Annotated in this window: 25 protein-coding genes; 14 read left to right on the top strand and 11 right to left on the bottom strand. The window is 31.8% G+C overall.

Annotated elements, in window-relative coordinates; translation table 11 throughout:
• Positions 1 to 132: 132 nt before the first annotated feature.
• The 11 genes from HX088_RS11810 to HX088_RS11860 form a co-directional block, all read right to left on the bottom strand.
• Complete coding sequence (locus HX088_RS11810; RefSeq protein WP_260542335.1) at positions 133 to 951, bottom strand: TPM domain-containing protein; 819 nt, start codon at positions 949 to 951, stop codon at positions 133 to 135.
• Positions 932 to 1372: a TPM domain-containing protein gene (locus HX088_RS11815; protein ID WP_260542333.1), complete on the bottom strand. Its 441-nt coding sequence runs from the start codon at positions 1370 to 1372 to the stop codon at positions 932 to 934. The genes HX088_RS11810 and HX088_RS11815 overlap by 20 nt, the downstream gene beginning before the upstream one ends.
• Positions 1373 to 1388: 16 nt before the next feature.
• Entirely contained in the window at positions 1389 to 2000 is a 612-nt protein-coding gene (locus HX088_RS11820) for a LemA family protein (protein WP_171622406.1), read from the bottom strand.
• Positions 2001 to 2115: 115 nt separating this feature from the next.
• The gene (locus HX088_RS11825; RefSeq protein ID WP_171622405.1) at positions 2116 to 2583 is read right to left on the bottom strand and encodes an ABC transporter ATPase; all 468 of its coding nucleotides are present in this window, start codon (positions 2581 to 2583) and stop codon (positions 2116 to 2118) included.
• A 116-nt stretch (positions 2584 to 2699) separates the two neighbouring features.
• Positions 2700 to 2891, bottom strand: a complete 192-nt coding sequence (locus HX088_RS11830) for a cold-shock protein (RefSeq protein ID WP_171622404.1) — start codon at positions 2889 to 2891, stop codon at positions 2700 to 2702.
• An 18-nt stretch (positions 2892 to 2909) separates the two neighbouring features.
• Positions 2910 to 3329: a cold shock domain-containing protein gene (locus tag HX088_RS11835; protein WP_171622403.1), complete on the bottom strand. Its 420-nt coding sequence runs from the start codon at positions 3327 to 3329 to the stop codon at positions 2910 to 2912.
• Positions 3330 to 3635: 306 nt separating this feature from the next.
• Positions 3636 to 4427: a (Fe-S)-binding protein gene (locus HX088_RS11840; protein WP_260542328.1), complete on the bottom strand. Its 792-nt coding sequence runs from the start codon at positions 4425 to 4427 to the stop codon at positions 3636 to 3638.
• A 30-nt stretch (positions 4428 to 4457) separates the two neighbouring features.
• Positions 4458 to 4886: an LNS2 domain-containing protein gene (locus HX088_RS11845; RefSeq protein WP_284583338.1), complete on the bottom strand. Its 429-nt coding sequence runs from the start codon at positions 4884 to 4886 to the stop codon at positions 4458 to 4460.
• Positions 4887 to 4950: 64 nt separating this feature from the next.
• Positions 4951 to 6276, bottom strand: a complete 1326-nt coding sequence (locus tag HX088_RS11850) for a 4Fe-4S dicluster domain-containing protein (RefSeq protein ID WP_284584284.1) — start codon at positions 6274 to 6276, stop codon at positions 4951 to 4953.
• A 57-nt stretch (positions 6277 to 6333) separates the two neighbouring features.
• Positions 6334 to 7308: an MlaD family protein gene (locus HX088_RS11855; protein ID WP_260542324.1), complete on the bottom strand. Its 975-nt coding sequence runs from the start codon at positions 7306 to 7308 to the stop codon at positions 6334 to 6336.
• Between the two features lie 59 nt (positions 7309 to 7367).
• Entirely contained in the window at positions 7368 to 8663 is a 1296-nt protein-coding gene (locus tag HX088_RS11860; RefSeq protein ID WP_284583337.1) for an N-acetylmuramoyl-L-alanine amidase family protein, read from the bottom strand.
• A 72-nt stretch (positions 8664 to 8735) separates the two neighbouring features.
• Here HX088_RS11860 and HX088_RS11865 point away from each other — a divergent pair, with 72 nt between their 5' ends.
• The 14 genes from HX088_RS11865 to HX088_RS11930 all read left to right on the top strand — a co-directional run bounded on the left by HX088_RS11865 (position 8736) and on the right by HX088_RS11930 (position 23675).
• Positions 8736 to 11348: a putative LPS assembly protein LptD gene (locus HX088_RS11865; protein WP_171622398.1), complete on the top strand. Its 2613-nt coding sequence runs from the start codon at positions 8736 to 8738 to the stop codon at positions 11346 to 11348.
• A gap of 12 nt (positions 11349 to 11360) precedes the next feature.
• Positions 11361 to 11747 carry a RidA family protein gene (locus tag HX088_RS11870; RefSeq protein WP_171622397.1) on the top strand — a complete coding sequence of 129 codons (387 nt, stop codon included), beginning with the start codon at positions 11361 to 11363 and terminating at the stop codon, positions 11745 to 11747.
• A gap of 9 nt (positions 11748 to 11756) precedes the next feature.
• Entirely contained in the window at positions 11757 to 12233 is a 477-nt protein-coding gene (locus HX088_RS11875; RefSeq protein WP_225539708.1) for a hypothetical protein, read from the top strand.
• Positions 12234 to 12242: 9 nt separating this feature from the next.
• Complete coding sequence (gene pdxA / locus HX088_RS11880; protein ID WP_171622395.1) at positions 12243 to 13316, top strand: 4-hydroxythreonine-4-phosphate dehydrogenase PdxA; 1074 nt, start codon at positions 12243 to 12245, stop codon at positions 13314 to 13316.
• Between the two features lie 72 nt (positions 13317 to 13388).
• Positions 13389 to 13970 (top strand): YceD family protein, encoded by a 582-nt coding sequence (locus HX088_RS11885; RefSeq protein ID WP_260542317.1) that lies wholly within the window; start codon positions 13389 to 13391, stop codon positions 13968 to 13970.
• A 54-nt stretch (positions 13971 to 14024) separates the two neighbouring features.
• A complete protein-coding gene (gene rpmF, locus HX088_RS11890) occupies positions 14025 to 14222 on the top strand; it encodes a 50S ribosomal protein L32 (RefSeq protein ID WP_019975824.1) in 198 nt (65 codons plus the stop codon).
• A 125-nt stretch (positions 14223 to 14347) separates the two neighbouring features.
• On the top strand, positions 14348 to 14830 hold the full coding sequence (gene accB, locus HX088_RS11895; RefSeq protein WP_286484266.1) for an acetyl-CoA carboxylase biotin carboxyl carrier protein: 483 nt from the start codon (positions 14348 to 14350) through the stop codon (positions 14828 to 14830).
• Between the two features lie 20 nt (positions 14831 to 14850).
• Positions 14851 to 16215 carry an acetyl-CoA carboxylase biotin carboxylase subunit gene (gene accC / locus HX088_RS11900; RefSeq protein ID WP_286484267.1) on the top strand — a complete coding sequence of 455 codons (1365 nt, stop codon included), beginning with the start codon at positions 14851 to 14853 and terminating at the stop codon, positions 16213 to 16215.
• Positions 16216 to 16494: 279 nt separating this feature from the next.
• Complete coding sequence (locus HX088_RS11905; RefSeq protein ID WP_225539712.1) at positions 16495 to 17814, top strand: trigger factor; 1320 nt, start codon at positions 16495 to 16497, stop codon at positions 17812 to 17814.
• A gap of 50 nt (positions 17815 to 17864) precedes the next feature.
• Positions 17865 to 18530, top strand: coding sequence for an ATP-dependent Clp endopeptidase proteolytic subunit ClpP (clpP, locus tag HX088_RS11910; protein WP_171622390.1), 666 nt, complete (start codon positions 17865 to 17867; stop codon positions 18528 to 18530).
• A 232-nt stretch (positions 18531 to 18762) separates the two neighbouring features.
• Positions 18763 to 19911 carry an ATP-dependent Clp protease ATP-binding subunit ClpX gene (gene clpX, locus HX088_RS11915; protein ID WP_171622389.1) on the top strand — a complete coding sequence of 383 codons (1149 nt, stop codon included), beginning with the start codon at positions 18763 to 18765 and terminating at the stop codon, positions 19909 to 19911.
• A gap of 93 nt (positions 19912 to 20004) precedes the next feature.
• Complete coding sequence (locus tag HX088_RS11920; RefSeq protein WP_286484268.1) at positions 20005 to 22065, top strand: T9SS type A sorting domain-containing protein; 2061 nt, start codon at positions 20005 to 20007, stop codon at positions 22063 to 22065.
• 15 nt (positions 22066 to 22080) lie between these two features.
• Positions 22081 to 22317 (top strand): Fjoh_0651 family PID-CTERM protein, encoded by a 237-nt coding sequence (locus HX088_RS11925; protein ID WP_225542284.1) that lies wholly within the window; start codon positions 22081 to 22083, stop codon positions 22315 to 22317.
• A gap of 65 nt (positions 22318 to 22382) precedes the next feature.
• Entirely contained in the window at positions 22383 to 23675 is a 1293-nt protein-coding gene (locus HX088_RS11930) for a TlpA disulfide reductase family protein (RefSeq protein WP_286484269.1), read from the top strand.
• Positions 23676 to 23776: the final 101 nt, after the last annotated feature.

Here is a 23776-nt window from a genome sequence, read left to right on the forward strand (position 1 = left end):
TTTGTGTAGTAACTACAATTTACTGCTTTTTAGCAGGTTGTACAACTTTTATATACAATCTAATACAAATGCACTACTGGTTAATTTATTTTTTTATTAATTTTCATTGTCAATATTTTATAATGTATAATCTTACCAACTACCAGATGCTCCACCGCCTCCGAAGCTTCCTCCTCCGAAGCCACCAAAGCCGCCTCCGCCGCCAGATGATCCACCCCAAGAACTTCCTCCTGAGCCAAAACCTCCACTACCGAAAACAGAACTTCCAGTGTTCATAATAATAATGTCATCTAACAGACTTCGTCTGCCACCATTTCCTCCATTTCCATTATTATTTCCTCCTTTACCTTTTGACATAATAATAAAGATAAAGATGAAAAATCCAATAACAAAAATAAGAACAAACCAATCCATTTCGGGTTCATTAGATTTTGGTTTATCTTGTTTATATTGTCCTGCAAATGCTTTAAAAATAGAATTAACTCCAGCATTTATTCCACCAGCGTAATCACCTTTTTTGAAATAAGGAATAATTACTTGATCGATTATGGATTTATTGACACTTGGAGGTAAATAAATTTGAGCCGAATATCCCGTTCTGATAGTAATCTTACGATCTTTTTCACTCAATACAATAACAACTCCGTTGTCTTTACCTTTTGTTCCAACACCCCAATTTTCTCCAATTTCATTTGCAAACGTCTCCAAGGGATAACCATCCAAAGACTCTACTGTTAAGACCAAAATTTGAGTTGAAGTAGAGTCGTTATACGCTACCAATTTTCGTTCTAAATCATTCAATTGCATTGCATCAAAAACGTGTGCATAATCCTGCACTAACTTTTTTGGTGGATTTTTCATCTTAACCAATTCATCTGGTGTCTGACCAAAAACGGTTAAAATTGAAAAGAAAAATGTTAGAAAAAAATATTTAATTGTAGCTAATTTCATCTGAAAGTTCATTTGTATCATCCTCTTGATAAGGAAAATATTTTTTAAGTGCTTTGCCTGTTTTTTTAATTCCTTCACAAAGGCCTTTTGTATAATTTTCTTTTTTGAAATGTTTGATAACTTCTTCTTTTATATCATCCCAAAAATCATCAGGTGTTACTTTATCAATTCCCTCATCGCCGATAATTGTAAAATTATGATCGGTTGGAGAAACATGGAATAAAACACCATTTCTGTTTTTTGTTTTATACATTTCTAATCTTTCGAAAACCTCTAAAGCTTTATCAAAATGATTTGGAGAAGATTCGAATTCAATATGAATTCGAATCTCACCACTTGTATTTTTCTCGGCTTTTTGAATGGCTTCGATTATTTTTTTTTCATCTTTTGAAGAAAGAAATTGATGTTTCTTTTTTCCCATAGTGATGATTTTTTTATTATTTAGAAAAATCTATTGTAGGAGCATTTTCAGTTCCTGCCGCAGCTTCGAAATATCCTTTCTCTGTAAAACCAACAATTCCAGCCATCATATTCGTTGGGAATGTTTTAATTTTAGTATTATACACTTTTGCTGCTTCGTTGTATTTTTTTCTTTCGAATAAAACTTCTTGTTCCATACTTTCAATAGAAGCTTGTAAATTAGTAAATCCTGTTACAGCTTTTAACTCTGGGTATCTTTCTACAGATACCAATAAACGGCTTAATGTAGATCCTAATTGATCTTGCGCAGCTTGGAATTTAGAAATATTTTCTTGTGTCAATTGATTTGGATCATCAATTTTTATTTGATTTGATGTTGCTTTTGCACGTGCATCTATAACAGCAGTTAATGTTTCTTTTTCATAATTCGCAGCACCTTTTACAGTTCCAACTAACTGATTGACTAAGTCTGAACGTTTTTGGTATGTATTTTCTACGTTCGACCATTGCGATTTCACATTTTCTTGCATAGGTACTAATCCGTTATAAACAGACATTAACCATAGTCCAATAATTACAATTATTCCAACTAAAGCTCCACCTCCAATAAGACATCCTTTGTTTTTCATAGTTATTTTTTATTTATTAATATGTAAAAATAGTATTTTTTCAACAATCTTTTATCAAAAATAAAGCCGAGCTTTTAAGCAAACTCGGCGAAGATATTTTCTACTATTTTAAGGCTTAATTTAGTAATGTTTTAGCCCAACTTTGTTCGATAGGTAATAACCAATTTTGTTTAAAATCGTGTAAAGAAGAAACACCGTTATTGAAAACGTTTACATTTTTAATAGCACCTTCTTTTACTTTTTGTTTAAAATTCGGTAATTTTTCGATGAAGATTTCTTCCTCATTTTCGTAAGAAACTAACATACGGTTTAATAAATCAAACGAATAAGCAGCATCTATTTCGCGTACTAATTTCGTCAACTTATCAATTGAGCATCCACTTGCGGTTGCTTGATTTTCGTCTACTGCAACTACAATAAATTGATCATACGGTAAAACAAAATCAGCTAAAAGTTCAGCTCCATGTGCATTCCAATCTGCAATAAAAGTATTTAATTTTGTTGTAATAACTTCTTTTTCTATTGCCGAGAATTTACGATTGGCTTGAAAAATCCAAATTCTTGATTCGTCTGCTAAATTCATTTTCTCTTCATTTAAAATTTGTATTCAAAGTTACGAAATTATTTTAGCTAATGAGCAAAAAGCAAAAAAGGAGATTGTTTCCAATCCCCTTCTTTTAATAAAAACTATGAATAAAATTATATTCTTTTTACATTTACTGCCATAAGTCCCTTTTTACCTTTTTCTAGGTCAAAAGTTACTCTGTCATTTTCATTAACTCTATCTACTAATCCTGATACGTGTACGAAAATATCTTCACCTCCATTAGCACTTGAAATAAAACCAAAACCTTTTGATTCGTTAAAGAATTTTACTGTTCCTTCTTGCATTTATATATTATTTAATAATTAATTTTTTGAAATTTGAGTCGCTCTGTAGCCTTTTTCGCTTATTGCTTTTTTAAACTCTACTGCATCTCCTACTTTTAATAATTCTTTCGATTCTTTGAAATGGAAAAAAACTTTCTCTGTAGAATTTGTTATTTTGATAAATCCAAAACCTTTCTGATCGTTGTAATTATCAACTACACCTGTTATAAAAACATCTTTATCTTCTGATCTAGAGTTATTCAATAAATCCTTTTCTTTGTCTTGAAGGTGAGGAGGAATATCTGTAAAGTTTCCTAAAACATCAACATAAACAATCATTTCTTCTAATGATTTTCCTTTGTTATTATTTTCTTTACGATTTTCTCTTTTATTTTTTTTCTCTATTTTTTTTAATGCTCTTTTTTTATTTTTTTCCTTTTTAGATGTGGAATCTGCCATAGATATTTTTTATCAAATTTTATTGTTACTTATATAAAAGAGAGATAAAAAAATAAATACCCAACTAAATGAATATCAATTCTAGAGTAATAATTTCGAAGTACAAAAATTAATAAAATGAGTTGACTGAAGTCAAAAAATATAATTAAAAAAGTAAATTAAAGCTTAAAATCTTGTCTCTAATACTTTGCAAATGTACATCTAATATTTTAAGTATTCGTCATTCTATCCAATTCATTTTGTTTTAAATAAAAAAAACCGCCTCAAAAGAGGCGGTTTTACAACGGTTATATTTTTTGAAATTAACTATAAATCTTTCGCTTCCATAATTAATTCAGCTAAATCTTTTACTAATACAGTAGATTCTTTCTCAAAATGTTTTACCCCATCAGTCATCATTGTATTACAAAATGGGCAGCCAGTCGCAATAATATGCGGTTCTTTTTCTAACGCTTCTTCTGTACGCTCGACATTAATGTCTTTGTTACCTTTTTCTGGTTCTTTGAACATTTGAGCACCGCCTGCACCACAACATAGTCCACGTGTTTTACAACGTTTCATTTCAACTAATTCGGCGTCTAATTTTTCAATTAGTTCACGAGGTGCTTCGTACACATCATTTCCTCGACCCAAATAACATGGATCATGGAATGTGATTCGTTTACCTTTGAATGTTTCAGAACCTTCTAATTTCAATTTACCTTCGTTGATTAATTGTTGAAGATATTGCGAGTGATGTAGGACTTCGTAATCTCCTCCTAAACTTGGGTATTCGTTTTTCAAAGTATTGAAACAATGCGGACAAGTTGTAACAATTTTTTTTACCTCGTAAGCATTCAAAACTTCAATATTCATCATCGCTTGCATTTGGAAAACAAATTCGTTTCCTGCTCTTTTTGCGGGGTCCCCCGTACAAGATTCTTCTGTCCCTAAAACTGCAAATTCGACTCCGATGTTATTTAAAATTTTAACAAATGCTCTTGTTATTTTTTTAGCTCTATCATCAAAACTTCCGGCACAACCAACCCAGAACAAAACTTCTGGTTGTTTACCTTCGGCCATATATTGAGCCATTGTTTTAACTGTAATATTTGACATATTTTTTTGTGTTATTTGATTGGATTTGATTTAATGATTACCATCATCAAAAACCTGAATGGAAACATTTTTTTCAACCAAATCTGTAAATTTACCATTGTATCGTGTTGCTTTTACTAAATGGTTGTCTACCCAATGGTAATTTCCTCCACGAGGTTTTCCCATTAAAAGTCCATGATATTTAAAACCATGTTTTTTCAACCAAATTTCTGTGTATTCACGATGTTCTTCTATACGTGATGTAAAAAATGTGATAATATGCCCTTCATCATACCATTTATTCAATGTTTCTAAAGCATCTGGATAAACAGCAGCAGTTAACATACGTTCTGGTTCTTCGTTGGGAATATCATCGCAAATTGTTCCATCAATATCAATTAAATAATTCTTGATATTTTCTGGTAAAATAGGACTTACTCTTTCTCCGTTTTCAATTTTTTCCTCTAAGAAATTTTCCATGTGTTGTGTTTGTGATATGTTTAAATTAATAATTCTTCGAGAATGAGTAATTGTATTTTACAAATTAATCGTTTGCCCAGTTCAATCTATCTGCATTGTTAAATTGCCAAGGAGCTCCATTATTTTCGACATTTGTCATCATCATATTTAACTCTTGTGGCGCAGCAGATTGTTCCATGACTAAATAACGACGCAAATCAACGATGATTGATAATGGATCGATATTTACTGGACAAGCTTGTGCACAGGCATTACAAGATGTACACGCCCATAATTCCTCTGGTGTAATGTAATCATTGACAAGCATTTTTCCATCATCAACAAACTTCCCATTTGTGTCGATATTTTTACTTACTTCTTCTAAACGATCACGTGTATCCATCATAATTTTACGAGGAGATAGTTTTTTACCTGTTAAATTTGCTGGACATTCGGCTGTACAACGACCACATTCTGTACATGTATAGGCATTAAGTAATTGCACTCTGTTTAAATCAAAAATATCTTTTGCACCAAATGTTTCAGGTTCGCCTTGTGGTTCAGCGGGTGCTGCATATGGATCTGCATTAGGATCCATCATCATTTTTACCTCATCTGTTACAGCTTGTAAGTTGTTGAATTCTCCTTTTGGTTCCAATTTAGAAAACCAAGTATTTGGAAAAGCCAAAACGATGTGAAGATGTTTTGAATAATATAAATAATTTAAGAAAAAGAAAATCCCAATGATGTGAAACCACCAAGCTGCTCTTTCTATAAGTGTAATAAATGTAACATCATCAAACTGACTAATTATTGGGGCTGTTAGCCAAGATGAGATAGGAAAAGATCCTACTTTTGCATAATGTTCTGCTCCCATTGCTTGTAGTACTTGATCTGCACCATTCATTGTAAATAAGGCTAACATAAATGCAATTTCCATAATAAGAATATAATTTGCATCGTCTTTTGCCCAACCTTTCATTTCTGGTTTCCAGAAACGTCCAACTTTTACGACATTTCTTCTGAAAAGGAAAATGATACATGAAATCATAACCAAAAAGGCTAAAATTTCGAAAAATGCAATCATTCCGTTATAGAAACTTCCTAAGAAACTAAGCACACGGTGCGTTCCAAACACACCATCGATAATAATTTCTAAAACTTCGATGTTGATTAAAACGAAACCTACATATACAAAAATATGCAAGATTCCTGCTAACGGACGTACCGTCATTTTACCTTGTCCTAACGCGACACGTGCCATCGTTTTCCATCTTTCAGCTGGATGGTCGAAACGATCAATTTCTTTTCCTAATTTGATATTACGTATCAGTTTCTTTACATTTTTTGCAAAGAACCAAATACTCCCAATCATAATTAAGAGAAAAATTACATTTGGAATGTACTTCATCATTTTTTATTAGTCTTTTTTGTGAGTTTTGAGTTTTAATATTTTTTTTAATCCATGTTATGGTTGTACTGGTTGTTTTTTACCAAAAACAGAGATATTAACATAGCGACTTGGATTTTTCTTTAAATCTTCAACCAACGCATTCATATTTTTAATAGTAGCTTCCAATTCATTGGCAAGCGTTTCATCTTTTGCTAATTTTCCTAAAGATCCTTTTCCATTGTTCATGTCTTCTAACAAGATATTCAAATTATTGGATGCTTTTTCAAAATTTTTGATTACTTGATCCAACTCTAATGCATTCAATTTATCTGCAGTTTCACCAAATTTATCAACTGTAGCTTTTGCAGAAGCCATTGTTGCGTTTGCATTGTTAAGTGTCGAATTTAATGTTTTTTCATTAGTTTCAATCAAACGATTTGCACTATTTGATGTTGCTGTTAATGATTTTGCAGTTTTATCAAACGAATCAATTGTATGGTTTAAATTTCTCAACATGGCTTTAATATCTTGCTGAGTTGATGGATCTAATACATTGTTTACACTTCCTAATGTTTGATTAAAGCTTAATAAAACACTGTCCAATTTTGCTTGCGTTGGCGTTAATTGCTTTGACAAACCGTCTAACATTCCTCCTGCAATTCGTCCTTGTAAAAAATCTCCGTCTTTTGCAATATCTGGTCCGTAATCCAACAATAGGCGAACCTCTGGGCCAGACATAATTCCTGGTTCATAAATTTCCGCTACTGTTTTCTTCGAAAACTCGATGTCTTTTTCTACAGAAATCACCACTTCAAAATAAATTGGTTTGGCTGTATCTATAATTTTGATTTCTTTCACCTGACCTACTCTCAAACCGTTTACAGAAACAGGTTTTGAAGGTGCTAATCCATTTACATTTTCGTATTTCACTGTAAATAAACGTCCTGATGAAAAGATATTTTGTCCTTTCAAAAAATTGAACAACATAAAGAAACCTACTAAGGTTAACAAGGTTATGATTCCAATTTTGAATTCTTTAGATAATTTCACTTGATATGATTTTATGCAAAAATAAAATTTAATTTGTAAAGAAACACTTTATATTACGCTTACATTGGTTCTTCACCATTAAATGTAACGATAAACGCATTTCTAAAACCTTTATCTTGAACTTGTTTCAATGTTTTTTGAGCTGCTTCCATTGTTTTATCTGCACCAAAATAATATTTTTGGAGTCCACCTTCTTTCACCCTCAATACATTTGTAAGTCCATTGAATTTATCGTCTTTATCTCTATATTTTTTATTAGATGTCATGAATTGTACTCGGTAGTTTTTACCACCTTCTAATTTTTTATTTGTTTCAAATTCAACAATTTTAGCACCTGAAAAACCTTTACGTTTTACTGTTTGCAACAAATCATCTGCTCGGGATTGTAAATCTGTTTCACCATAATAGTACACATATTTATCTCCTTCTTGAATAACATCTAAATCTGTTAAACCCCTCAACTGTGGCGACGTAGCAGAAAATTTCATCTTAGATTCCATTACCTTGATCTTCAATTTTTTTCCTTCTACAGGTTTTTCAACTTTTTTTACAGATTTAGGTTTTTCTTCCTCATATTCTATTCCACTTCTTCGATCGTATTCTTTCTTGAATTGTTTGAACGCTTCATAAATTGTTTGAGTTGACTGCTCTTTTCCTTCGTTAGAGGCCAAATAGTTTCCTTCATCATAATTCGAAATAAATCCTAACTCTACCAAAACTGAAGGTGAAGCATTTCCTCTTAAAACGTGGAAATTTGCTTGTTTCACTCCTCTACTTTTTCTAAAATCACGGTTTACAAAACCTTTTTCGACTAAATCTGCAAAACGAATCGATTGCTCTTTATAAGCTGCATTCATAATTTCGAAAGCAATAACAGCCTCAGGATCATTTGGATTAAATTTTTCGTAACGTTCTTGATCTTTTTCTAAAAACACAACTGAGTTCTCGCGTTTCGATACTTCGTCTGTTTCGTTTGATCTTTTCAATCCCATCACAAATGTTTCTGTACCCGTCGCACTTTTATTATCAGCCGAATTACAATGAATGGAAACAAATAAATTTGCATGATTATCATTCGAAATTTTTGTACGTTCCCACAATTCTAAAAAAACATCTGTATCGCGTGTTAAAATAACTTTAACATCTTTGTGATTTTTCTTTATTAATTCTGCTAATCTTTTCGAAACATCTAACGTGATATTCTTTTCATAATCAGCGACTCCCCTTGCTCCAACATCTTTACCACCATGACCAGCATCTATAACAATTACAAAATTTTGTTTTTTTTGAGCAAATGAAAGTGTAGAAAATACCAACATCATCGCAAAAAATAAATACTTTTGTATGTTAATCATTTTTAAACTCATACTATAGGTTTGTTTTTTTGATTAATTTTGACGCAATTTATAAAAAATAAGTTTTTCAATTTGTTTACAAAGGCAATTAAATCGATTTTATTTTTTAGTCCAGTTATGGTTTGCACCATTTCTTTTGGACAAGTTAAGCAAAATAATAACGATAAAGATCACTCTAAAATTGTTTCTGATTCTGTGAAATTAGATACGATTATCCCTGTAAAAGAGAAATTAGAGTTTGTAGTAGAGCACAGTTCTGAAGATGAAATTCATAACCGTAAAAAACGTATGACTTACCTTTTGCGTAAGGCACATGTTGTTTATGGTGACATGACTATTGATGCCGATTACATAGAATTAAACTGGGATACGGGTGATGTATATGCCGAAGGTAAACGTGATTCTATTGGTAACATTATTGAAAAAACGAAGTTTACACAAGGTCAACAAGAAATTTTGCAAGATGCTTTCAAAGTAAATTTCAAAACGAAAGTCGGAATTGCGTATAACATTCGCATGACACAAGAAGAAGGAATTATTATTGCTGATAAAGCCAAGCGCGTCAACGATTCGGTTATGTTATTGAAACGTGCTGATTTTACAACGGATACTTATTTTAAAGAAGGAAAAGATACACGTCCAGATTATTTTCTTCGTGCCAAAGAAGGAAAAATGATTGATAAAAATGGTAAGAAAACCTTGATTACCGGACCTATTAATATGTGGATTTATGATGTTCCTACCCCTTTAGCATTACCATTTGGGTATATTCCAGCAATGGGCGCAAAACGTGCAGCTGGAATCTTAATGCCACGTCCAGGTGAACGTACAAATCTTGGTTTCTTTATCGAAGATTTAGGTTTTTATGTTCCATTTGGTGATAATTTCGATTTAAAACTTTCTGGAGATATTTACACAAAAGGTAGTTGGGCAGCGAGAGCTGAATCGAATTATAAAAAACGTTATAAATACAATGGTAGACTATCGGCAAATGTAGAAAATCGATTAACTGGAATTAAAGGAATTACAGATGGAGCAAATGCATTCTCTAAACAAAATCTGTTTGGTGTAATGTGGTCGCATAGTCAAGATCCTAAAGCAAATCCGTATTGGTTATTCAACGCAAATGTCAACTTTTCGAGTTCAAAATACTACCGAGAATCTGTACGAAATCAGTACATTAATACAGGAGATGTTTTCACAAATAATGTCAACTCATCTATTAACTTGACGAAGAACTTTGAGAACGCACCCTTAACAGCTCAATTGAGTATGTCGCATTCTCAGAACTACAATACGGGTGATATTAACATTGCATTTCCTCGTCTTAACTTAACCATGTCTCGTATTTTTCCATTTGCAAAGAAAAATATGCCAAAAGAAGGTTTATTACAAAACCTTGGACTAACGTATAGTATGCAAGCTGGAAACGAAGTGAACACAAATGATAACGATATTTTCACAGATAAAATGTGGAAAGAACAAATGCGTATGGGTGCAAATCACAAAATTGGTTTACAGACAGGAATAACACTTGCTAATTATTTTCCATTAACCTTATCATCAGATTACAATGAAGTTTGGGGTGATAATCGTTTAATTAAACGTTACAATTCAGTGAATGGAAAAATTGAAGACACAACTTTAAAAGGATTTAATTCGTATCGAACATTTAATTTCAATGCTTCTGTTTCAACGAATATTTATGGCTTATACCTTAATCCTAACAAAGATGCTAAAATCTTAGGTATTCAACATGTGATTACGCCTTCAATTGGCTATAGTTACACACCAGATTTTCAAGGTGAGTCTTGGGGATATTACAAAGCTTACAAAGATCAAAATCAAGAAGAAATTTGGTACAATCAATACCAAGACATGTTGTATGGTGTAGGAATTCCAGGATTGACTAATTCCTTAAATTTTGGACTTTCGAACAATTTAGAGATGAAAGTAAAAAATGATAATGATCCGAAAGGTTTCAAAAAAGTAAAGATTTTTGAATACTTACGTTTAAGTTCATCCTATAATTTTTCTGCAGAAGAATTCAAACTTTCTCCTATAAATATTAATGGTATGACTTCTTTATTTGACCGAAAAGTTAATGTTCAATTTTCATCAACCGTAAATCCATACAAAATTAGACGCTACATCAATGCTTCTGGTAATGAAGTTGCAGAATATGTTGACAAAATGGGATTAGGAGATCTTCGTATTTCGAATATGACATTAGGAACTGGATATACATTTGACAACAGTACATTTGGTGGAAAAGGTTTCGATGCCAAGAACTATAAAAAAAGAGGAACCGTACGTGACGAAAATTTCTATTACGACAGCGATAATTACGCACAATTCGCTATTCCATGGAGTTTAACGGCTAACATCAGCTATAACTACACAAAAGGAACACAGCGAAAAGGAGATAGCACAGGTTCTATTGCATTGAATGGTAAAATCTCTCCAACACCTTATTGGGCAATTTCAGCTAACGCTACATACGATTTTATTACGAATGAGATCACCTATGTTCGTTTCGGATTTGAACGAGATTTACGTAGTTTTACTTTATCGTTTAACTGGACTCCAATGGGAACTTACAAAAGTTATGATTTCTTCATCGGAATCAAAGCTTCGATCCTACAAGATTTGAAGTATAACGACAGATCAAGACTTAATTACTAAAAATATCAAAACATGAAAAAACAAATTATTCATACGAACAAAGCGCCACAAGCTATCGGACCATATTCGCAAGGAGTAAAATACAATGGTTTTCTTTACACTTCAGGACAAATTCCTTTTAATGTAGAGAAAAACGAATTAGTAACATCAAGCATTCAAGACGAAGTACACCAAGTCATGAAAAACGTTATCGCTATTCTTGAAGAAGGCGGCACAACAATAGATAATGTTGTAAAAACAACAATTTTCGTAAAAGATTTAAACGATTTTAATGCCGTAAATGAAGTGTATGCTTCTTATTTCAATGATACAAATTACCCTGCGCGAGAATGTGTAGAAGTTGCTCGTTTACCCCGCGATGTAAATGTAGAAATATCTGTAATTGCGATTGCAGACTAATAAATAATTATGCTTAAAGACAAAACTGTATTAAGAAACACTATTGCTGTAATTGTAGGATTAATTGTCATCTATGCAATTCTTCAATTTGGACTTATATACAATGCGAACAGATTACATTGGGATGATAAAATTTTCCCTGAATGGCGACATGTCATCAAATACTTTTCGCACGGAGAAGGAAAAAATTTTAAAGTTCAATTCTTTGGATCAATGTTAGCAATTAGCGGAATTGCTGCTTTAGTTGGAGGTGTCATCACCGCATTACTTGTAAAAAAAGCAAAACAAGCCTACACCATGTTTGTCGGTTTTATTGTTTTAATCGTAGCATTAGGTGATGTATTATTCACACCTTACCACCCAACTTGGTACGAAATTGCTATTTGTCCTGTTTTATTCTTTTCATCATGGATTGGAGGTTTAATTGTAGATTTGATTTACAAAAAGTTTTTCAAAAAACACAAACCATCAAGCCAATCTTATTAAAATTAAATTATGTCTGAAAAAGATAGAAAACCAAGAGTTGCCATTTCGATTGGCGATTATAATGGAGTTGGAATAGAAGTTATTCTAAAAACTCTACAAGAAAAAGAAATGACAGAGTTTTTTACTCCTGTTATTTTTGGCTCAACAAAACTCTTATCTTACCAAAAAGATAAATTAAAATTTGATCGAATCAATTTTCAAGGCATTCAAGATGCAAGTCAAATTGTTGACGGTAAAATAAACGTTGTTAATCTTTGGAAAGATCAAATCGATGTTCATTTTGGTAAAATAACCAAAGAAGCTGGCGAACATGCTTATCAATCTCTAAAAGCTGCAACACAGTCTGTAACAGATGGCTTTACTGATGTTTTAGTAACCGCTCCTATAAACAAAGACAATATTCAGTCCGAAGATTTTAATTTTCCTGGACATACAGAATTTCTGGGTGCAGTTTGGGGAGGAAAACCCTTAATGTTTCTGGTTTCAGAAAAACTAAAAGTCGGTTTGGTTACACAACACATTCCAATAGGTGAAGTAGCAAAAAACATTCATACAAAATCTGTTTACGCTAAAATTCAACAAATTCATAAAAGTTTAGTAGAAGATTATGCAATTTCAAAACCAAAAATTGCAGTTCTTGGACTTAACCCTCACGCTGGTGATAATGGTTTGTTGGGTTCTGAAGAAAAAGAAATTATTTCTCCTGTTATCGAACGATGTATCAACGAAAATCAATTGGTCTTCGGCCCTTATTCAGCTGACAGCTTTTTTAGTCCCCATAATTTAGATGCATTTGATGCTGTTTTAGCAATGTATCACGATCAAGGTTTGGTAGCCTTCAAAACCATCAGTTTTGATGAAGGTGTAAATTATACAGCTGGATTAAAATTTGTTCGTACCTCTCCTGATCATGGAACAGCTTACGATATTGCAGGAAAAGGAATTGCAAACGAAGAATCTTTTAAAGAAGCTATTTTTACAGCAATTGAATTGTTCAAAAACCGAAACGAATATCAAGAGTTAACTAAAAATGTATTGCAACATATTCCTCTAAAACTAGAGAAAGGCGATAATAAAGAATAAAAATTTAAAATAAGTTGTAAAGAGCTATTAATTTTAAATAAATTAGATTATCTTTGCACACCTTTTTGTGGTATGGACAAGTTGAAAAATTATAATATTATATTTACAAGCTTGCCTTTTGGTAAGAGTAATTTTACGTTCGAATTATCACAATCGTTCTTTGATTTATTTGAAATTGAGCAAGATTTTGAAAATCCTACGATGATTGTATCAATCATTTTAGATAAAAAATCAACAATGCTCGAGTTAGAAATTAGCTTAAAAGGAAACATTACTGTTCCTTGCGATCTAACTGGAGAATTGTTTCAGCAAGAAATTTCGAATAATGCAGAATTAATTGTTAAATTTGGCGACGAGTTTGACGATACTGATTTTGAAATTTGGGTTATTCCTCGTGAAGAATACCAAATCAACCTTGCACAAATTCTTTATGAATTAGCAATGTTATCAGTACCAACAAAACGAATTCATCCTGATGTTTTAAATGGAGAAAGTAATTCTGAAATGATAGACTTACTTGATCAGTATAGCATTTACGAATTAGACGAAGATGCAGAAAACGATGAGGATGAGGATGACAACGATAATGGTGATGACGACGATAATGACGACATTGATCCACGTTGGGCAAAATTGAAAGATTTGAAACCTTAATTGGTTTTTATTATTAAAATAAATTATAGAAATAAAGAAAAAAAGTAGTTAGATATGGCACATCCTAAGAGAAGACAGTCGTCAACAAGAAGAGATAAACGTAGAACACACTACAAAATCGAAGCTCCTCAATTAGCAATCGATAAAACAACTGGTGAAGCACATTTATACCACAGAGCTCATTGGTCTGACGGGAAATTATACTACAAAGGAAAAGTAGTATTAGAAAAAGTACAAGAAGTTACTGAATAATATAATCTTATAAAGATTTTGAAGCTGTTTCTATAAAAGAAACAGCTTTTTTTATTTTTTTTTCAATACCTTTGAAATCGTTTTATTAAAACAAACATAAAGGTCAAATAAAAAAACCGCATTATATGGACATTAAAGACATTCAAAATTTAATTAGATTCGTATCAAAAGCAGAAGTTGCTGAAGTAAGCATCAAACAAGATGACATCGAGATTAAAATCAAAACTTTAGCAAGCGTACCTGCGCAAGTTGCGTCTCAACAATTTTATGTACCTCAAGCTCCTGTAGCACAAGTTGCAGCGCCACAAGAGCCAGCTGCTGCACCAGCAAACAACTCTACGGCTCCATCAGAAGAAGAAAACAGCAATTTAATCACAGTAAAATCTCCTATGATTGGAACATTTTACCGTTCAGCTGGCCCAGGAAAAGAACCTTTCGTAGGTGTAGGTGACTCTATCGCTCCAGGTAAAGTATTATGTATTGTTGAAGCAATGAAATTATTCAACGAAATTGAATCTGAAGTTTCTGGTAAAATTGTTAAAATCTTAGTGGACGATGCAAGTCCAGTTGAGTACGATCAACCATTATTCTTAGTTGATCCAGCTTAATCAATTACATCTAAAAAATTATGTTTAAGAAGATATTAATCGCTAATAGAGGTGAAATTGCAATGCGTATTATACGTACTGCAAAAGAAATGGGAATCAAAACGGTTGCTGTTTACTCTAAAGCGGACGAAACATCTTTACACGTACGTTTCGCAGACGAAGCGGTGTGTATTGGTCCTGCTCCAAGTAAAGATTCATACCTAAAAATGGCTAACATCATCGCGGCTGCAGAAATTACAGACGCGGATGCTATTCACCCAGGTTATGGATTCTTATCTGAAAACTCTACTTTTTCTAAAATCTGTGCATCTAACGGAATCAAATTCATTGGAGCGCCTGCTGATAATATCGACCGTATGGGAGATAAAGCAAATGCTAAAGCTACAATGAAAGAAGCAGGAGTACCTGTTGTTCCTGGCTCTGACGGTTTGTTAGAAAGCTATGAACAAGCTTTAGAGGTTGCGCGCGAAATAAAATACCCTGTAATGATGAAAGCTACTGCTGGTGGTGGTGGTAAAGGGATGCGTGCAATTTGGAAAGAAGAAGATTTGTTACACGCATGGGAATCTGCTCGTACAGAAGCTGCAGCAGCTTTTGGTAACGACGGTATGTACATGGAAAAATTGATTGAAGAACCTCGTCATATCGAAATTCAAGTTGCAAGTGACCAAAACGGTAAAGCTTGTCACTTATCTGAGCGTGACTGTTCTATTCAACGCCGTAACCAAAAATTAGCAGAAGAAACTCCTTCTCCTATTATGACAGACGATTTACGTCAACGTATGGGTGAAGCAGCAGTTAAAGCTTGTGAATATATCGGTTATGAAGGTGTTGGTACAATTGAGTTTTTAGTTGATAAACACGGAGACTTCTACTTTATGGAGATGAATACTCGTATCCAAGTAGAACACCCAATTACAGAACAAGTAACAGGATTCGACTTAGTTCGCGAACAAATTATGTTAGCAGCTGGAGAACCTATTTCTGGTCAAAACTATTACCCTCAAGGACATTCAATCGAATGTCGTATCAATGCAGAAGATCCATACAATGACTTCCGTCCTTCTCCAGGAAAAATTACAAATATTAACATTCCTGGTGGTAATGGTGTTCGCGTAGATACACACGTATACGCTGGATATACAATTCCACCTAACTACGATTCAATGATTGCAAAATTAATCGTAACAGCACAAACACGTGAAGAAGCAATTCAGAAAATGAAACGTGCATTAGGTGAGTTTTATATTGAAGGTATCAAAACAACAATTCCTTTCCATTTACAATTAATGGATCATCCAGATTTTGTAGCAGGAAACTATACAACGAAATTTATGGAAGATTTTAAGTTTGATGAATCTTACGCAAATTACGGAGAACTATAAAATTATAGCATTCTAAATATAAAAGTCCAGTAGATTATTCTGCTGGACTTTTTTTATGTCAATCTGACAGTTGATTTCTATTGGCTTAATTATTGAAAATATCAATCAAAATTTGTGAATAATAAATTATAATCAAGACAACTAAAAATCTAAATCTAAACAATTTGATAAGATTCAATCTCAATTGTTAATTTATAGAGAATGAATTGCTTGGATTTTCATTTTCTTCTATTAAAAATGATTAAAATTTTATACATTTGCACTCCAAATTTAAGGTAGATGAATATTACTAAAAATACAACAGACAAATTAAACGCAGTATTAACTGTAACTGTTGACAAGGCAGATTATCAAGAGAAAGTAGTTGATGTATTGAACCAATACAGAAAAACAGCTAACATCAAAGGATTCCGTAAAGGGCAAGTTCCAATGAGTTTTGTAAAAAAACAATACGAGCAAGCTGTTATTTTTGATACAGTTAACGAAATCTTACAAAAAAGTGTTTCTGACTACATCAACACAGAAAAATTATCAATCTTAGGAAATCCAGTTCCTGTAATGAAAGAAGTTGATTGGAATGCTGATCAATTATCATTTGATTTCGAATTAGGATTAGCTCCTGAATTTGAGGTTGACTTATCTAAAGTTGAAGTTGAAAGCTACAAAGTAAAAGTTGCTGAAGACGAAATCCAAAAATATGTTGACAACTTCGCTGCTCGTTTTGGATCATTAAAATCATTAGCTGAAGCTGAAGCTGAAGCAGTATTAAAAGTAGAAGCTGCTGTAGAAGGTCAAGAAGCTAAACCAACATTTATCCGTTTAGAAGAATTAAAAGATGCTTCTGCATTTATTGGTAAAAAAGTTGGTGATGTTGTAGAAGTAAATTCTAACGATATTTTTGACACTGCTGAAGAAGCTGCTCAACAATTGAACACAGAAGTTACTGAAGAAGGAACTAAAGTAACTTATACAATCAAAGAAATTAACAAAGCAGAAAAAGCAGAAGTTAACCAAGAATTATTTGATAAAGTTTATGGAGAAGGAGCTGTAGATTCAGAAGAAGCTTTCCGTAACAAAATCAAAGAAGAGTCAGAAAACATGTACAACAAAGAATCTGACAAACAAATTATCAACGATGTTGTCGCTAAATTACTAGAGACAGTTCAGTTTGATTTACCAACAGAATTTTTAACTAAATGGTTAATTTCTTCTAACGAAAATGTAACTTCTGAAGAGCAAGCAAAAGAAGAATTGGCTAAAATGGACAAAGGTTTACGTTACCAATTAATCGAAGCTAAAATTGCTGAATTGAATAATGTTGAAGTAAATGCTGAAGAAGTAAAAGAAGCTGCTTTTGCTGCGATCAAAGATCAATTAAAAATGTACGGTCAAAATTCTATTCCAGAAGATACATTACAACAAATTGCAATGTCTGCTTTACAAAATCAGGAAGAATACAACCGTTTATCATACCAAGTGTTTACAGACAAAATGTTAGACATCTTTAAAAACAATGTAAAATTGAACGAAAAAGAAGTAACATTTGACGAGTTTGTTGACATCATTACTGAAAAAAATAAAGAATTGGCAGAAGCTTAATCACTTCTAAAAAATTCTTTATACCTTTCATTTAAAATCTAAATTGAATAATGAAAAACGTAGGAGAAGAATTTAAAAAATATGCGCTGTTAGACAAAGGAATTAGCTCTTTACATATGGAGAGTTATATCCAAAACACAACGCCTTACATTGTTGAAGAAAGAAAATTGAACGTTGCACAAATGGACGTTTTCTCTCGATTGATGATGGATAGAATTATCTTTTTAGGAACAGGAATCGATGATCAAATTGCAAACATCATTCAAGCGCAATTATTGTTCTTAGAAAGTGTAGATGCCACAAAAGACATTCAAATTTATGTTAACTCACCAGGTGGTGGTGTATATGCAGGATTAGGGATTTACGACACGATGCAGTTGGTAAAACCTGATGTTGCGACAATTTGTACAGGTATGGCCGCTTCTATGGGAGCAGTTCTATTATGTGCAGGAGCAGCAGGAAAACGTTCGGCTCTAAAACACTCTCGCGTGATGATTCACCAACCATTAGGTGGTGCTCAAGGTCAAGCAACTGATATGGAAATCACATTGAAAGAAATCTTGAAATTGAAAAAAGAATTATACGACATTCTTGCAACCCATTCTGGTCAAACTTTCGAGCAAATCGAAAAAGATGGTGAACGTGATTACTGGATGACTTCTATAGAAGCAAAAGAATATGGAATGATTGACGAAGTTTTATTACCTCGAAAATAATTTCTAATTCAAAAATTATAATAAAAAAGGATTCTAATTATTTAGAATCCTTTTTTATTTTCTACAAGTAAAAACGTAGTAAATCAATAGAAATGAGTAAAAAACAACAGTTATAAAAAGCAGATTATAAAGCCCTATATAAACATACTTAAAAACATCTACAAATTAACAAAGAAATATTTTCTATCTAAAACAAAATAAGTACCTTTGCAGCTTAATTAAGTATAAAAAATTGGAAGAAAATAAGTGCTCTTTTTGCGGAAAAAGCAGAAACGAAGTAAATATTTTAGTGTCTGGAATTGACGGTAATATTTGTGATAATTGTATTGAGCAAGCGCATGGTATTGTTTTAGAAGAATCGAAATTTAATGCAAATAACGATTTGATAAAACCTCTAACTTTAAAATCACCTAAAGAAATTAAGGAGTTTTTAGATGATTATGTGATTGGTCAAGATCAGGCAAAAAAAATATTGTCTGTTGCAGTTTACAATCACTATAAAAGAATATTACTGGACAAAGATAATGATGTTGAGATTGACAAATCGAACGTTATTTTAGTTGGAGAAACTGGAAGTGGAAAAACATTATTAGCAAAAACAATTGCTAAATTATTAAATGTACCATTTGCAATTGTTGACGCAACTGTATTGACAGAAGCAGGATATGTAGGAGAAGATGTAGAAAGTATTTTAACTCGACTTTTACAAGCTGCAGATTACAATTTAGAACTTGCTGAAAAAGGGATCGTTTTTATCGACGAAGTAGATAAAATAGCACGAAAAAGCGATAATCCTTCTATTACTAGAGACGTTTCTGGAGAAGGCGTTCAACAAGCTTTACTTAAAATTCTGGAAGGAACTGTGGTTAATGTTCCACCAAAAGGAGGACGTAAACACCCTGACCAAAAATTTATAGAAGTTAATACAAAAGATATTTTATTTATAGCTGGAGGTGCTTTTTCTGGAATTGAAAAACACATTGCAGATCGTTTGAAAAAACATGTAATTGGTTTTAAAAACGACGATCAAAAAGAAGTCGAAAATCTTTTGGACGAAGTAAACGCACAAGATTTGAAAAACTTTGGTATTATTCCAGAATTAATTGGACGTTTGCCTATTATTACTTATCTTAAAGCGTTAGATAAAGAAGCGATGAGAGCTATTTTGACAGAACCAAAAAACTCGCTTATCAAACAATATACAAAGCTATTTGCCTTAGATGAAAAAGAGCTTATAGTGACGGACGAAACCCTAAATAAAATTGTAGACCGTGCCAATGAATTGGGTTTAGGAGCTCGTGGATTACGAGCAGTTACGGAAGAAATTTTTACAGACTTAATGTATAACATTAAAGATTTACCAGAGAAGGTTATAATATAATTAATTGTATAGTAACTTTTTAATAAAAATTTTTATATTTGTAATGAAATTATTTAGTAATTTTAAAGAGACCAACCAAAAATAATATAATATATGAAAAAGAATCTACTTGCTTTAGTCGCACTTAGTGCGATGTATAGTGCTTCTGCACAAGACACATATATAAAAGATGCAGTTATCGTTAAAGTAAATCCAAGTACTTTATTCTATAATGGAGGAAATGTAAATGTTACGACTGATGCTATTGATGGAACTACTGAAAAAATAATTAATGAAGGAAACATTCAAGTTAGAGGTAATTTTAATAACCAAAATACTATTGGTAAAAACTTCGTCAATAAGTACAGTACTAGTACGGAATATGGTCAATTAATAATTAATCAAGCATCTTCTGTTTCTGGACAATTAGCAATCGAAAGATCTAATATCAATCCATCTCTAAATGATTATTACCCATTTGGTTTACCTTATCAAGATGATAAAATTGAAAATATAATTAATAATATTACTTCTAACTCTTCTACATTTAGAGGAGAGTGTGCTGTAAATTCGAACTGTGGAACTAACAGATATAACCAAACGATACTTGCTTGGGATGTTAAAGAAACAGAATATGATAATGTTCCTAAAGGAACAGATGTAGTTGCTGGTGCTAACTACACTATTAATACAATGAATGGTGCCTTTAAAAGTTTTCTTGAAGGAATATCAGCTTCAAATAAATTCGCTACTTACGGTAAGCCAAATAACAAAGCTGTAACATTAAACAATGTCGAAAGTGGAATTGTAAATAAAACTAAAGAACAGTTTTCTGAATTAACTTGGGGTAATTGGAAAAATCTTAGAAATAATTATAACGAGGAGTTCGTATCATACTTAGGAAATAATGCTCCTGATACAAATTCTCGCTATGGAAAGAATTTACATCGTTTTTCAAATCCATTTACATCAAATTTGGATTTAAGTGATGTATCTATTGCTAATTCTTGGATAAAATTTGTTGTTAATGGAGCGATTAAAGGTCCTACTGAAACTTTTGAACCTACTACAATTAAATTCAGAATACATAAATTAGCTAATAATTACTCTGTTAACTGGGATGATCAAACAGGTGGAAGTAATACTAACACGACTAGAATTACTGCTTATTTACAAAAATCTGAAACTGGAGCTAATCCATATTTTTGGGCAGGAAATCCTGACGCTTTAATAGTTAAACCATTTGAGTACTTCGAAATTGATTACTATACAATGCTTAAAGCTAATAATGGTGGTAGTAATATCGTTACAGCAAATTTTAATATAGCGGATAGACAAAAAACTTTTATTTATGACTTTACAAATGGAAGCACTTCAGGCCTTTATGCTAGATCGAGTAACGACACAAGTAGTTATAATTTACTAGAAGATACAAGCTTACAAAGTAAAGGTTTAATTGCAGGTAATGATTTTACTCAGTTAGAATTATTTTTATTGGAAGATAATTCAATACTTGGAGATGCTGCTTATTTAGTGAACTCAAATTTTTATACTACAGGGAATTCAGTAAATGAATCTATTTCAAAAAATCCAATATTCATTTTTGAAGAAAAAAATGATGGAACTATTGTAACTAACTCACAAACTTTATTGAACCAATTTAACTCGCTAGATTATATAGGAAAACCAATCGGTATTGGATTTAATAATTTAATTGAAGGGCATAACTATACGATCAATTTAAGATTATTTGAACAATCAATTTTAAATAGAGTGGATAACTTTTCTGTCGGTAAATACTATTTATTAGATAAATCTAAAAATAATGTTGTTGAAGTAGATGCTAATACTCAGATAAAATTTGTTGCAAATCCTAACATAAATGATCAATTTGAGCTTTATTGGAATGAAGCTCCTCTAGTTTTGGGAACTGATGATTTAAATAAAAATAATGCAACTTATATTTATAAAGATAAGACGAACAAATACGTTCGTTTTGAGGATAAAAATACAAATGCCAAGATTGAAATTTATGATATAACAGGAAGATTAATTTCTCGTAATGTAGATATTTCTACTAACTCAGATTACAAATTAAATCTTACTACAGGAGTACATGTAGTAGTTATTACATATAAAGATGGAAAAGTTGTATCTCAAAAAACAATTAATTAATAAACCGCTAACCTTATGAAAAATTTTAGATTACTACTAACCTTATTTATATTTAATGTATTTGCTCTAACAACATATGCTCAAGGGTGCGATCCTCTAGATCCAGATTGTGGTCCACCACCTCCAGATACAAATACTCCTGGAAATCCAGCAACTCCAATCGATGAGTATACAATTTATTTAATTGGATTTGCAATTGCAGTAGCTGTTGTATATTTCGCTATGAACAAATACAAAAAATCTTTGATTTAATTAATAATAATCATACTTTTAAACCTCAATCAAATGATTGAGGTTTTTTTATATCACAAAAAATTATGAAAAATAAATTTTTAATTCCTCTTATTGTTTTAGGAAGCTCTGTTTTTGGACAGTTTACAATTTCTGGTCAATTAGAAAATTACGCCAATAAACCAGTTTTAGTAAAGGTTTACGAAAATGCTGAATTGAAATTAATCAACAATTCCAAAACTGACAACAATGGTAATTTCACTGCAAAAGTACCATCAAAATACAATGGTTTTGTACGTATCAATTTACCAACAGGAGAAAATTTATCGTTACTGACAGATAACAAAGATTTGAAATTTAAAACAGTTACAGGTCAAGAAATAAATTCTAAACTTCAAGTTATTGAAGGTAGTGCACAAAATGAATATAATAAAGTTTTGGCGTTACAACCATTAAACGAAATTCAAAATCAAGTTTTTCCATATTTAATGCAAATGTATAAACCAACAGATGAGTTTTACACGGCAATGGTAAAAGAAGATAAACGAATCAATGATTTAAAAAGAAGTGAAAAATTTTCTGATTTGGTCACTTATATAAATGAGTTAAATGATCTAAAGCAACAAGCACAAAATAATAGAGATGCTTCGACTATAGAATCGATTCTGAATCATTTTTCAAATGACGATATTCGTTTGGAGCAATCTGGAATGTTTAATGATTTGATTTTTGCTTATATCAACACCAAATTATCTACTGCTGGAAACCAAAATATTGAAGATAATTTGATTGCTGCGACAGATGAAATTTTAGGTAAAACAAATATCGAAACAACAAGAGGTCAAAATGTTTTGACGGCAATTCTAAAATTTGTTCCAAAAAAAGAATATGCTAATTTTCATCAAAAATATGGTGAAAAAATAAATGGACTAAAAGGAAAAGTTACAGATCAATTAAAGAAGATAGCTGGTGTTAGTTTAATACAAGTTGGTCAACAGGTTCCAAATATCACATTTGATAAAGCTGTAAAGGGAAAGAAATCATTGTATGATATTAAAGCCAATCAAAAACTAATTGTATTTTGGGCATCTTGGTGTCCTGCTTGTCAACAAGAGGTTCCTCATATTAAAGAGTTTTACAAAGACTTTAAAGCAAAAGGTGGTGAAATAGTTGCAATCTCTTTAGACTATGATCAAAATGCCTTTGAAAGTGCTACAAAAGATTTCTCATGGTACAATTATTCTGATCTCTTGAGATGGGATTCACCAATTGCTACTGAATTTGGAATTGAATCTACTCCTACTTTATTATTAATCGATAAAGACAATAAATTAATCAAAAAAGTAAGTCATATTTCTGAATTAGAAGTATCGAAATAATCACAAATAAAAAAGCTACATTCCAATACACTGCCCCCAAAAAGTTAGACACTTTTGGGGGCATTTTTTATGACAAGAAAAGTAAAATATGGTGTAGCATT

The sequence above is a fragment of the Empedobacter sp. 225-1 genome (genome assembly GCF_030328185.1).
Classification (GTDB): Bacteria; Bacteroidota; Bacteroidia; order Flavobacteriales; family Weeksellaceae; genus Empedobacter; species Empedobacter stercoris.